This is a genomic window from Cupriavidus sp. 207A1, from assembly GCF_057798955.1.
Window position 1 is genome coordinate 1 of the sequence record NZ_JBYOJO010000012.1, and the last position, 11,926, is coordinate 11,926.

At 70.0% G+C, this 11,926-nt stretch carries 10 protein-coding genes; 3 read left to right on the forward strand and 7 right to left on the reverse strand.

The window, feature by feature from the left end; genetic code table 11:
• Positions 1-1,430 (reverse strand): CoA-acylating methylmalonate-semialdehyde dehydrogenase (locus AC3FMM_RS21170; protein WP_488687503.1); only part of this gene is annotated, 1,430 nt, incomplete at its 3' end.
• A 283-nt stretch (positions 1,431-1,713) separates the two neighbouring features.
• Between AC3FMM_RS21170 and AC3FMM_RS21175 the strand changes: the two genes are divergently transcribed.
• Entirely contained in the window at positions 1,714-2,601 is an 888-nt protein-coding gene (locus tag AC3FMM_RS21175; protein ID WP_115711363.1) for a LysR family transcriptional regulator, read from the forward strand.
• Here the strand turns inward: AC3FMM_RS21175 and AC3FMM_RS21180 are convergent.
• The 3 genes from AC3FMM_RS21180 to AC3FMM_RS21190 form a co-directional block, all read right to left on the reverse strand.
• Positions 2,598-3,530, reverse strand: coding sequence for an alpha/beta fold hydrolase (locus AC3FMM_RS21180; RefSeq protein ID WP_116311913.1), 933 nt, complete (start codon positions 3,528-3,530; stop codon positions 2,598-2,600). The genes AC3FMM_RS21175 and AC3FMM_RS21180 overlap by 4 nt on opposite strands.
• A gap of 136 nt (positions 3,531-3,666) precedes the next feature.
• Positions 3,667-4,077, reverse strand: a complete 411-nt coding sequence (gene cueR / locus AC3FMM_RS21185) for a Cu(I)-responsive transcriptional regulator (protein ID WP_115678941.1) — start codon at positions 4,075-4,077, stop codon at positions 3,667-3,669.
• Positions 4,074-6,605, reverse strand: coding sequence for a heavy metal translocating P-type ATPase (locus AC3FMM_RS21190; RefSeq protein WP_488687416.1), 2,532 nt, complete (start codon positions 6,603-6,605; stop codon positions 4,074-4,076). The genes cueR and AC3FMM_RS21190 overlap by 4 nt, the downstream gene beginning before the upstream one ends.
• Before the next feature lie 196 nt (positions 6,606-6,801).
• Here AC3FMM_RS21190 and AC3FMM_RS21195 point away from each other — a divergent pair, with 196 nt between their 5' ends.
• On the forward strand, positions 6,802-7,002 hold the full coding sequence (locus tag AC3FMM_RS21195) for a heavy-metal-associated domain-containing protein (RefSeq protein WP_115711368.1): 201 nt from the start codon (positions 6,802-6,804) through the stop codon (positions 7,000-7,002).
• Positions 7,003-7,069: 67 nt separating this feature from the next.
• On the opposite strand, the gene AC3FMM_RS21200 is transcribed toward AC3FMM_RS21195, so the two are convergent.
• Both AC3FMM_RS21200 and AC3FMM_RS21205 read right to left on the reverse strand, forming a co-directional pair.
• Positions 7,070-7,792 (reverse strand): OmpW/AlkL family protein, encoded by a 723-nt coding sequence (locus AC3FMM_RS21200; RefSeq protein WP_115711370.1) that lies wholly within the window; start codon positions 7,790-7,792, stop codon positions 7,070-7,072.
• A gap of 269 nt (positions 7,793-8,061) precedes the next feature.
• Complete coding sequence (locus tag AC3FMM_RS21205; protein WP_488687417.1) at positions 8,062-10,050, reverse strand: alkyl/aryl-sulfatase; 1,989 nt, start codon at positions 10,048-10,050, stop codon at positions 8,062-8,064.
• Positions 10,051-10,233: 183 nt separating this feature from the next.
• On the opposite strand from AC3FMM_RS21205, the gene AC3FMM_RS21210 reads away from it, so the two are divergent.
• The gene (locus AC3FMM_RS21210) at positions 10,234-10,878 is read left to right on the forward strand and encodes a TetR/AcrR family transcriptional regulator (protein ID WP_116311916.1); all 645 of its coding nucleotides are present in this window, start codon (positions 10,234-10,236) and stop codon (positions 10,876-10,878) included.
• On the opposite strand, the gene AC3FMM_RS21215 is transcribed toward AC3FMM_RS21210, so the two are convergent.
• On the reverse strand, positions 10,879-11,832 hold the full coding sequence (locus tag AC3FMM_RS21215; protein WP_488687419.1) for a delta(1)-pyrroline-2-carboxylate reductase family protein: 954 nt from the start codon (positions 11,830-11,832) through the stop codon (positions 10,879-10,881).
• Positions 11,833-11,926 lie beyond the last annotated feature (94 nt).

An 11,926-nucleotide genomic window follows, 5' to 3' on the forward strand; every position in this document is an offset into this window, starting at 1 on the left:
CTCTTGTAGCGCGTGTAGAAGCGCACGCCCTCTTCGCCATAGGCATGGTGGTCGCCGAACAGCGAGCGCTTCCAGCCGCCGAACGAATGCCACGCCATCGGCACCGGGATCGGCACGTTGATGCCGACCATGCCCACCTGGATCTGCCGCGCGAACGCGCGCGCGATGCCGCCGTCGCTGGTGTAGCACGACACGCCGTTGCCGTACTCGTGCGCGTTGATCAGCGCCACCGCCTCGGCAAAGTCATGCACCCGCACCACCGACAGCACCGGGCCGAAGATCTCTTCCTTGTAGATCGTCATCTCCGGCGTCACATGGTCGAACAGCGTGCCGCCGACATAGAAGCCGTTCTCGTGCCCGTCGACGCGGTGGCCGCGGCCATCGGTCACCAGGGTTGCGCCTTCCGCCACACCCTTGGCGATATAGCCTTCGACCTTGGCCTTGTGCGCGCCGGTCACCAGCGGTCCCATCTCGGCATCGGCCTCCATGCCGTTGCGGATCTTCAGCGCACGCGCGCGTTCGGCCAGGCGCGGCACCAGCTGGTCGGCCACCTCGCCGACCGCCACCGCCACCGAGATCGCCATGCAGCGCTCGCCGGCCGAGCCATAGGCCGCGCCGATCAGCGCGTCGACGGCCTGGTCCAGGTCCGCGTCGGGCATCACCACCAGGTGGTTCTTGGCGCCGCCCAGGGCCTGCACGCGCTTGCCGTGCCGGGTCCCTTCCGTATAGATGTACTCGGCGATCGGGGTCGAGCCGACGAACGACAGCGCCTGCACGTCCGGATGCGCAAGCAGCGCGTCGACCGCCTCCTTGTCGCCCTGCACCACGTTGAACACGCCGTCGGGCAGGCCGGCCTGGCGCAGCAAATCCGCAATCAGCAGGCTCGGCGACGGGTCGCGCTCGGACGGCTTGAGCACGAAGGTATTGCCGCACGCCAGCGCCACCGGGAACATCCACATCGGCACCATCACCGGGAAGTTGAACGGCGTGATGCCGGCCACCACGCCCAGCGGCTGGCGCAGGTTCCAGTTGTCGATGCCGCCGCCGATGTTGTCGGTGAAATCGGTCTTGAGCAGGTTGGGGATGCCGCAGGCGAACTCCACCACCTCGATGCCGCGCGTGACCTCGCCCTTGGCGTCCGAGAACACCTTGCCGTGCTCGCGCGTGATCAGCGCGGCGAGGTCGTCGTGGTGCTGGTCCAGCAGTTCCTTGAACTTGAACAGGATGCGCGCGCGGCGCAGCGGCGGAGTGTCGGCCCACGCCGGGAAAGCGGCCTTGGCGGCGGCGACGGCATCGGCCACGTCCTGGGCGGTGCCCAGCGCGACGCGTGAGGCGACTTCGCCGGTGGCGGGGTTGAATACGTCGGCAAGGCGCTGCGAGGCGCCGCGTGTCTGCCGGCCCGCGATGTTATGGCCGATGATGGCCTGCACCGCGCTGGCCTCTGCAAGGATGTCTTCCACTTCCGCTCCTGAATGCTGGTTCTCCGGGCGCTGCGGCCCGCTCGGTCAGCCCGGTCCATCTTTGCGTCCGGTGAAGACGCTGCCGCGCAGCGTCGCGCACCGGCCGCCCCACGTATGCCGTGCGGCACAAGACTTCGGGCCATGGTTGAGCGCAAGCTTGGTGCAGTTGCGCGGCCCCGTCCAATGATTTATCGTCAATCGCAATATAAGCCGCGCAAAATATTGCGGCGCAACACCATACTGCTTCCGCCCCTTGGACCTCCACCACCTGCGCGCCTTCGTCGCCGTCGCGCGCGAAGGCAACCTGACCCGCGCCGCACAGCGCCTGCACCTGACCCAGCCAGCGGTCAGCCTGCAGCTGAAAGCGCTGCAGTCGGCGTGGCGCATCCGGCTGTTCGAGCGCACCGCGGCGGGCCTGACGCTGACCGCCGATGGCGCCGCGCTGTTGCCGCTGGCCGAGCGCATCCTCGATGGCGTGGGCGACCTGCAGCACACCGTCAACGCCATGCATCACACCGTACGCGGGCGGCTGGCGATCGGCACCATCCTCGATCCGGAATTCACGCGGCTGGGCCCGATGCTGCGCACGCTGGTCGAGCGCCATCCGCAGATCGGCACGGAGCTGCGCCACGGCATGTCGGGCTGGGTGCTGCAGCAGATACGCAGCGGCGCGCTCGATGTGGGCTTCTACCTGGGCCAGCCATCCGAAGCAGGCTTCCATGCGCTGACGCTGACGCCGTTCTCGTACTACGTGGTCGCGCCCAAAGGCTGGAAGGAGCGCACCGCGCTGCGCTCGTGGGCGCAACTGGCGACGCTGCCATGGATCTGGACCCCGCCCGAGTCGGCGCACAACCGGCTGCTGTCGGCGCATTTCGCACAGGCAGGCGTGGATCCGGCCACTGTGCCCAAGGTGGCGCACGTCGACCAGGAGGCGTCGATGCGCGACCTGGTACGCTCCGGCGTGGGGCTGTCACTGGTGCGCGATGCGATCGCGCTGCGCGAGTCGCATGCGCACGGGCTGGTGATTGTCGAGGGGGTCTCGGTGCAGACCGAGCTGACGCTGGTCTGCCTGGCCGCGCGCCGCGACGACCCGGTGGTCGCGGCGGTGTTCGGCGTGGCCGAGTCCGTATTCCGTACCTAGCGCTGCGGGCGGTCCAGCCGGCGCTGCAGCCAGCCTGTCAGTGCCGCGAACACTTCGCCGCGCAGCGGCTGCGCTTCATTGAAGATCTCGTGGTAGCCCTGGTCGAACCAGACTTGTTCGCGCAGGTCGGGCGGCGCGCTGTCGAAGAAGGCGCGGCTGCCGGCCGGGTCGACCACGCGATCGGCGCCGCCGACCAGCATCAGCATGGGCGCCTCCAGCAGCGCTGCGTCGGCCTGCGCCTGCGCCATGCCGCGGATAAATCCTTCGAGCACGCCGGCGGTGATGGTGGTCTGCACGAGCGGATCGGCGCGGTAGGCGGCGACCACCGCCGGGTCATGCGACAGGTGCCGCGCATCGATCGGATTGGGCACGCGCAGCCGCGGCGCCAGCGTCAGCAGCACGCGGTGCAGCGCCAGCGCCGGCCGCGACAGCCGCAGTGCCAGCGCCGGCGACGACAGCACCAGCGCGCGCACCGGCCGCACCCGCGCGGTGGCAAAGCGCGCCGCGATCAGCCCGCCCATGCTGTGGCCGAGCAGGATCGGCAATTCATGCCAGCCCGGCACCGCGGCATCGTAGATCTCGGCGAGGTCGTTCAGGTACGCGTCCGGATGGTCCGCGACCATGCGCGCGCCGCCGCTGGCGCCGTGGCCGCGCAGGTCGAAGGCGCGCACGCGCAGCCCCAGGCCGCACAGCAGATCGGCGACATGCTGGTAGCGGCCGGCGTGTTCGGCAAGTCCGTGCACCAGCAGCACCGAGCCGAGCGGTTCGGCAAAGCGTGCCGGGTCGGGTTGCCAGGTACGGAGCAAGAGTTCGGTGCCGTCGCGCATGCGCTGGCGGCTCTGCACCGGCGCATGGGTCCCCGCCGGCCTCGCGGCGGGCTTGCTGGCAACGCCGGCCAGGGCCGGCTCGTCCGTCATCGGCTGTTCCATTTGCACAGGTCTCCTGCGGGCGCGCGCGGGCCAGGCGCAACGCCAGCTATCGTTGTTGTTATGGAGTCCGCTGCGCCGGCGCGTGCCGGCCCTGCCATGGCTACAACCGGGGCTTAAACCCTCGCTTGACCATCGCCTAGCCGTGGCAGGCCGGCACGTCAGGCTGCGCCATGTCGGCCAGGATCGGGCAGTCCGGCCGGTCGTCGCCACTGCAGTGCTGCGCCAGTTCGCGCAGCGTGTCGCGCATCGCCGCCAGTTCGGCGATGCGCTGCTCCAGGTCGGCCACGTGCCGCAGCGTCAGCGCCTTGACGTCGGCGCTGGCGCGGTCGCGGTCGTGCCACAGCGACAGCAGGTTGCGGATCTCGTCGAGCGAAAATCCCAGATTACGGGCCCGCCGCACGAAGCGCAAGGTATGCACCGCGCGTTCGTCGTAGCGGCGGTAGCCGCCTTCGGTACGCGGCGGCGCCGCCACCAGTCCGATCGATTCATAGTGGCGGATCATCTTGGCCGATACGCCCGAGGCCTGTGCCGCTTCGCCGATATTCATTTCTCGGCTCCTTGCGCAGTGCCGGACGTGCCCGCGGCGGCGGTGCCGGCCTGGGCATGCCAGCGGCGCAGCAGCAGCGCATTGCCGACCACGCTGACGCTGGAGAACGCCATCGCCGCGCCCGCCACCACCGGATTGAGCATGCCGGCCGCGGCCAGCGGGATCCCCACCACGTTATAGAAAAAGGCCCAGAACAGGTTCTGGCGGATCTTGCGCACGGTGCGGTGCGAGACCGCCAGCGCATCGGCCACCAGCGCCGGGTCGCCACGCATCAGCGTGATGCCGGCGGCGTGCATGGCGACGTCGGTGCCGGTCGACATGGCAATGCCGACATCGGCCGCGGCCAGCGCCGGCGCATCGTTGATGCCGTCGCCCACCATCGCCACCACCGCGCCATCGCGGCCCAGCGCCTGCACCCGCGCCGCCTTGTCTTCGGGCAGGACCTCGGCCTGCACGTCGTCCAGCCCCAGCGCCTGCGCCACGCGCGCCGCGGCGCCGGCGTTGTCGCCGGTCAGCATCACCGTGCGCACGCCGGCGGCGCGCAGCCTGGCGATCGCCGCCGGTGCGCCCGGCTTGATGGCATCGCCGAACGCAACCAGCCCGGCCACGCGCGGCGGCGTGGTCTGCACCAGCCACGACACGGTGCGGCCTTCCGACTGCAGCTGATCCGCGATCGCGGCCAGGGCGCCGGCCGGCGCGCCCAGCGACTCGCGCAGGCGCTCGCTGCCCAGTTGCAGGGCCTGGCCGTCGACCACGCCGGCAATGCCGCGGCCCGGCAGGGCCTGCACGCCGCTGGCCGGTGGCACGGCGATGCCGCGCGCCTGCGCCGCAGCCAGCACGGCCCGCGCCAGCGGATGCTCGCTGCCGGCCTGCAGCGCGGCCAGCTGCGCCAGCAACGCGCTGCCGTCGGCGTCGGCAGCATCTGCCGCATGCAGCGCCACCACTTCGGGCTTGCCGACCGTCAGCGTGCCGGTCTTGTCGAACGCCACCACCCCCACCCGGTGCGCCACTTCCAGCGCCTCGGCGTCCTTGATCAGGATGCCGGCGCGCGCGCCGGCGCCAGTGCCGGCCATGATCGCGGTGGGCGTGGCCAGCCCCAGCGCGCACGGGCAGGCGATCACCAGCACCGCCACGGCATTGAGCAGCGCCGCCTCCCAGTCGCCGGCAAAGAGGCCCCAGCCCAGCACGGTCATCAGCGCAATCGCCAGCACCACCGGCACGAACACCGCGCTGACCCGGTCGACCAGGCGCTGGATCGGTGCCTTGGCCGCCTGCGCGTGCTCGACCATGCGGATAATGCGCGCGAGCACGGTCTCGGCACCCACCGCCACGGTGCGCGCCACCAGCAGGCCTTCGAAATTGATGGCGCCGCCGGTGATGCGGTCGCCGGGCTGCTTCGGCACCGGCAGGCTTTCGCCGGTCAGCATCGATTCGTCGGCATGGCTGGTGCCTTCGACCACTTCGGCGTCCACCGGGATGCGCTCGCCGGGGCGCACCACGATTTCATCGCCGACGGTCACGACGGACAGCGGCACGCTCTGCTCGACGCCGCCGCGCCGCACCCGCGCGGTGTCGGGACGCAACGCCGCCAGCGCGCGGATGGCATCGGCGGTCTGGCGCTTGGCGCGCGTTTCCAGCCACTTGCCCAGGCGCACCAGCGTGATCACCACGGCCGCGCTCTCGAAGTACAGGTGCGGCATGGCATCGGCCGGCGTGCGCCACATCAGCCACAGCGACAACCCATAGGCGGCCGTGGTGCCCAGCGCCACCAGCAGGTCCATGTTGCCCGCGCCGGCGCGCACTGCCTTCCAGCCGGCCTTGTAGAAGCGCCAGCCGAACACGAACTGCACCGGCGTGGCCAGCAGCCACTGCACCCACGCCGGCAGCATCCAGTGCACGCCGAACCATTCCAGCACCATCGGCGCCACCAGCGGCAACGACAGCGCCGCCGAGATCGCCACCGGCCAGGGGCCATCCCAGAAGGCCGGGCGCGTAGCCTGCCCCGGCTGGCCGGGCCGGGCCCCGGCGCCCGCCTGCGCCGCATCCGCCACCGGCGTCGCGCCATAGCCGGCGCGCACGACCGCGCCCGCCAGCGCCGCGGCATCGGCGGCGCCGCGCAGCAGCGTCACGCTGGCGCGCTCGGTCGCCAGGTTGACGGTGGCCTCGACCACGCCCGGCACGGCGCGCAGCGCCTTTTCGACCCGCGCCACGCACGAGGCGCAGGTCATGTCAGTGATATGCAGTGCGATCGCGTCGTGGGGCACGGCGTAGCCGGCGTCGGCCACGGCCCGCGCGGCGGCCGGCAGCACCGCGGCGGACGCCGCGCGCAGCGTGGCGGCCTCGGTGGCCAGGTTGACGGCCACGTCGCGCACCCCCGGCACCTTGGCCAGGGCCTTTTCGACGCGTCCCACACAGGAGGCGCAGGTCATGCCTTCGACCGGCAGCCGCCACTCCGGCATGGCGTCGGCGGGCGGGTTGCGGTCGGTGCGGACCGGTTGGGAAGCGAGCACAGCGCTGGAATCTGGCATGGTTCTGAGTCATCCACAGTGTCGATGTCAGCATCATGGACCTTACCATCATTGGCAGGTCAAGCCCTCCTGCAAATGCCGCCGGCACCACCTCAACACCACAAATTTCCCCTTGCGCTTCCCATCGTGGCAAGGTTCACACTGTGTCTGTCGCGGCCCGATGCCGCGTTTCCATCCCGTTCAGGAGCGTTCCAACATGATCCAGTTCCAGGTAGAAGGCATGACGTGCAACCACTGCGTCGGCGCCATCACGCGCGCGGTGCTCGCCGTCGACCCCGCCGCGCGCGTCAGCGCGGACGTGCCGGCCCAGGCCGTGCGCGTCGACAGCGGCGTCGACGCGCAGGCGTTGCGCGAGGCGATCGAAGAAGCCGGCTATCCGGTCAGGTCGGTGGCCTGAGCCGTCGCCTCGCCAGCAAAAAGGGCGCCCCCGGGCGCCCTTTTCTTCAGCCTGCCGTATGCCGCGCTCAGAAGCGGTAGCCCACGTTCAGGTACGTCACCACCGGATCGATCTTGATCTTGGTGTGCGACTGGATCGTCACCGGTCCCGCCTGGGTGGTAAACGACGCCCGGGTCGACAGCGGCACGTAGGACACCGACAGCCCGACGAACCAGTTGTCGTTGATGGCATAGTTGGCGCCGATATTGAAAACCGGATTCCACGACGGCTTGGCGCTGGCGGTCATGCGCGCGCCGGGCGCGAACTCGTGGTTGACGAAGTTCTGGTTGGTAATGGTTTCGTCGGTAAACCAGGTGTAGTTCACGCCGATGCCGACATAGGGTCGGAATTTGGTCTTGGCGTCGAAGAAGTGGTACTTGACCACCAGCGCCGGGCTCCACTGCTTGACCGAGCCGAGCTTGCCGTACTGGGCATAGTTGCCGGTGCCCTTGACATCATGCTTGGGCGGAATGCCCGCGACGATCTCGCCGGAAATGTTGTCGGTAAAGAAATGGGTGAAGGCCAGTCCCAGGGTGTCGGCGGACTCGATTTCCGCGCCGGTGTTCGGCCGGGTCATGCCAACCGGGCGGCCGCCGATGCTGTCCACGGTCAGCGGATCGGCGGAGCTGTTCGGCATCACGCGGAACCAGCCCATGCTGACGATATTGCTGCCCGCGGACTGCGCGTGTGCGGCTCCGGTCAGCGCCATCACGGCGCCCGCGGCCAGCATCTTCTTATAGGTCGATTTCATAATCCTCTTACTCCTCTTTCGGTAACTGCCGCGTGCATTATCCGGCGAGCCCGCGCGGGGTTGTTTCATCAATGACACGGATTCGTAGAGGCAGCCCCCTAAAGGAAGGGTTAACCATGAAAAAAAGAGGTGGCAGCGGCTCCCCGGACCACCGTCCGCAGCATCCACGCAACGGTTTATGCCACACGCCGGAAAAAACCCTCACATGGAAGCGGTTTTAGGCGCGAGGCGCGCAACAGCGGCCGCGCGCCTGGCCTGCGCGCAACCCGTCAGGGCGTGACGATGGCGAAGTTCGGCTCAGCCTTGTCCATCAGCCCCGCCCACGCCGCCAGCGCCTGCGGGTCGCCCTCGACGCGCGCGCGGCCGGCCTGGGTCTCGGCCTGCAGCGTGGTCTGGCCGCCCAGCACGCCCATCAGCACGGCGCGCGGCATGGTCAGCATGGCCTGCGGCGCGGCATGCTGCGCGTCGGCCTTGTAGCGGAACACGCCGTTTTCGACGGTCAGCGCGAAACGCTTGCCGGTGTCCGGCTGTACCCAGTTCAGCGCCAGCGTCTTGCCGGCGGCGCGGTCGCCGTTCAGGCTGATCGCCAGGTAGTCCAGGAACATGGTGTCGGTCATCGCGCGCAGCACGTCCGGGCTGCCGGCCCGGCGGCCGGTCCGGGGCGGGCCGCTGCGCAGCTCGGCGGCGCCGCTCAGGTAGGCGTTGCGCCAGGTCGACGATTCCGCCTGGTAGCCGAGCTGCTCCAGCGCATCGGCCTCGAGCTGGCGCGCCGCCTGGTTGGACGGGTCGGCAAAGACCACGTGCTTGACCACCTCGGCCACCCAGCGATACTCGCCGCGCGCGTAGGCGGTGCGGGCCTGCTCCAGCACGCGCGCCGCGCCGCCCATGAATTCGACATAGCGCTTGCCCGCCTCTTCCGGAGGAAGCGGGTTCAGGTTGGCCGGGTTGGCGTCATACCAGCCCAGGTAGCGCTGGTACACCGCCTTGGCGTTGTGGCTGACGGTGCCGTAGTAGTCGCGCAGGTGCCACTCGCTCGCCAGCGACGACGGCAGCTTCACGCGCTCGGCAATCTCGGCCGGCACATAGCCCAGGTTGGCCAGCCGCAGCGACTGGTCGTGGATGTACTTGTAGCCGTCGCGCTGCTTGCCCAGGTAGGTGACGATTTCCTGGCGGCCCCAGGTCGGCCAGTGGTGCTGCGCGAACAGCACCTCGGTGCGGGCGCCGAAGCGGTCGATGGTCTCGTCCAGCGCGCGCCACCACTGGTTGGCGTCGCGCACCTGGGCGCCGCGGATGGTGTAGAGGTTGTGCAGGTTGTGGGTGGCGTCCTCGGCCGCGCACAAGGCCTTCCATTGGGGGAAGTACATCAGCATCTCGGCCGGGGCCTCGGTGCCCGGCGCCATCAGGAACTCGATCTGCACGCCGTCGATGGTGCGGGTCTCGCCGGTCTTGTGGATCAGGTCGGTCGGCGGGATCAGCGTCAGCGTGCCATGCGCGACGGCCTTGCCCAGGCCGGCATCGACCTGGCCGGTGGCCGAGCGCGGCAGGTTGATGCCATACATGTACTGCGCGCGCCGGCTCATGGCGGTGCCGGCGAAGACGTTCTCGCTGACGGCTTCCTCCATGAAGCCATCCGGCGCCAGCACCCTGACCCGGCCGGCCTTGACGTCGTCCTCGCTGATAACGCCCTTGACGCCGCCGAAGTGGTCGCCATGGCTGTGGGTGTAGATCACCGCCACCACCGGCTTCTTCGGCCGGTGCCGGAAGTAAAGCTCGAGGCCGGCGCGCGCGGTTTCCGTCGCGGTCAGCGGGTCGATCACGATCAGTCCGGACTCGCCTTCGATGATGGTCATGTTGGCGATATCGAAGCCGCGCACCTGGTAGATGCGGTCCGTGACCTGGAACAGGCCGTGGTGCAGGTTGAGCCGGGCCTGGCGCCAGAGGCTGGGATTGACCGTGGCCGGCGCGGTTTCCGGCTTGAGGAAATCGTAGGGGGCCAGCGCCCACACCACGTTGCCTTTGGCGTCGCGGATCTCGGTGGTGTCGAGCGTGCCGATAAAGCCGCGGCGCGCCGCGTCGAAGTCGCGCCGGTCCTGGAACGGCAGCTGCTGCAGCACCGCGGCGTTGGCGCGGGCGGTGGCATCGGTGGCGGGCTTGCCGGCGCCGGGCGCGGCGGTGGCGGCAGCGGCGCTCCCGGCAAGGCTGAAGGTGGCGGCGGCCAGCGCGGTGGCGGCGGCGGCAAAGGCGGTCGGATACGGCATCCTGGTCTCCTGGTTCATGCGCCGGGACGCTGTTGTGCGGCCGGCAACACTCACAAATTGTGCTGAACGTTCAGTACAATTCCAGAGTTTGCTGGCAGACCTCGTCTACTGTCAAATAGAGCCCTGCCGCGGATCCCGCCTGCCGTCGTTGGCCGGGTCCCGCTCCACTTGCCGCCCCCGCCCATGCCTTCGATCCGCCAGTCCTCCGAGCTCGCCGCTCCCACCCCTTCCGCGCCGGTCGCCAAGAACCGCCGCGGGCTGGAAACCCGCGAACGGGTACTCGCGGTCACGCGCGGTCTGATCAGCGCGCACGGCTATGCCGAGGTAACGCTCGACCAGATTTCCGCCGAGGCCGGCGTGGCCAAGAGCAGCCTGCTCTGGCATTTCGGCAGCAAGGAGATGCTGCTGGCGGAGGCCGCCACCAGCCTGTTCCGACAGATCGGCGAAGCGCTGGGCGCCGAACCGCACCAGGGCAGGACCGCGGCACGCCGGCTCGAAAACAGCTTCGACCGGGTCGCCGACTACCTCACCGCCAATCCCGAAGCCAAGGGCGTGGTGCTGGCGCTGCTTTTCTCAGGCAGCGTGCCGGCCAGCGTGCGCGAGGAAATCCGCCGCAGCTGGGACAGCCACGTGCAAGACCTGGTGGCGGCGCTGTCGGCCCCCGGCCGACCGCTGCCTGCGTCGATGGCGCGCCTGATGATCGCCACCATCCACGGCTGCTACTGCCACTGGTATGCCAGCGACCGCAGCGAACCGATCGCCGCCTTCCTGGCGCCGGCGCGCGAACTGTTCGGCGACTGGCTGCGCGAGCGCGACCGCGAGCGTTGATCAGGCGCGGCTGGCGAGCACGCACGCGGCCAGGTCCCACAGCGCATAGCCTACGCTCTTGAACACCAGCGGGCTGCCGGTGCGCGCGCGGATCGCGTCGGCCTGGAGGATCGCACTCTCGAACGGCTGCACCTCTGCCCAGTCGATGCCGGCCTGCAGCAGGTCGCCGGCCTCGTCCTCGATGCCAAACAGGGTATCGGCCAGCAAACGGCCATGGTCCGCGGCGGCATGGCAAAGCGCCGGCGGCAGCTCGCACATGTCCGGCCGGAACGCACCAACCGCGGCGATGAAGTGATGGTCACGCCAGAGCCCGCTGTCCAGGTCCGGCAGCACCGGGCTGCGGCTGGACGTCACCGTGACCACCATCGACACGCGCGGCAACACCGCCGCGACCGATTCGGCCACCTGCGCTTCCGCCCCCAGCGTGCGTGCATGCGCGGCCAGTGCCTCGGCCTTGTCGCGCGTGCGCGAATGCAGCCACAGCCGGCGCACGCCCAGCCCGGCGACGAAGGCCTCCAGGTGCGTCAGCGCCTGCACCCCTGCGCCGACGATCAGCAGCTCGCCGTCCGGGCGCGCGGCAAAGCGCTGCGCCGCCAGCAGCGACACCGCCGCGGTGCGCCGCCCCGTCACGGTGGGACCGTCGAGCATGGCGATGCGCGCGCCGCTATGCGCGTCGGCCACCACCACTTCGCCGAGGATGCTGGGCAAGCCGCGCTGCGGGTTGCCGGGATGCACGGTGATGTTCTTGGTCATCACCAGCTCGCGGTTGCGCGCTGGCATCACCAGCAGCGTGCCCGCGCCCTGCTGCGCATCGCCGACCGGCAGCGCGATGCGCGGCGGCGCCATGGCGCTGCCGTCGCGCAGCTCGGCCAGCATGTCGGCGATGGCTTGCGCCAGTTCGGGATACGGCAGGCGCGCCGCGGTGGCGGCGGCATCGAGGGCAACGAGGGACATGCGCGGGCTCCTGCGGGATATAACGAAGCGCCATTATTGCCCACGGCCAGCGGCGTTGGCCGCGGCACCGGGTCCGAACACTTCGATACCGGTC

Bases quoted from the DNA above. Each gene is read 5' to 3' on its own strand.
- AC3FMM_RS21180 (WP_116311913.1), bottom strand. From the start codon at position 3,530: ATGGAACAGCCGATGACGGACGAGCCGGCCCTGGCCGGCGTTGCCAGC.
- cueR (WP_115678941.1), bottom strand. From the start codon at position 4,077: ATGAATATCGGCGAAGCGGCACAGGCCTCGGGCGTATCGGCCAAGATG.
- AC3FMM_RS21190 (WP_488687416.1), bottom strand. From the start codon at position 6,605: ATGCCAGATTCCAGCGCTGTGCTCGCTTCCCAACCGGTCCGCACCGAC.
- AC3FMM_RS21195 (WP_115711368.1), top strand. From the start codon at position 6,802: ATGATCCAGTTCCAGGTAGAAGGCATGACGTGCAACCACTGCGTCGGC.
- AC3FMM_RS21200 (WP_115711370.1), bottom strand. From the start codon at position 7,792: ATGAAATCGACCTATAAGAAGATGCTGGCCGCGGGCGCCGTGATGGCG.
- AC3FMM_RS21205 (WP_488687417.1), bottom strand. From the start codon at position 10,050: ATGCCGTATCCGACCGCCTTTGCCGCCGCCGCCACCGCGCTGGCCGCC.
- AC3FMM_RS21210 (WP_116311916.1), top strand. From the start codon at position 10,234: ATGCCTTCGATCCGCCAGTCCTCCGAGCTCGCCGCTCCCACCCCTTCC.
- AC3FMM_RS21215 (WP_488687419.1), bottom strand. From the start codon at position 11,832: ATGTCCCTCGTTGCCCTCGATGCCGCCGCCACCGCGGCGCGCCTGCCG.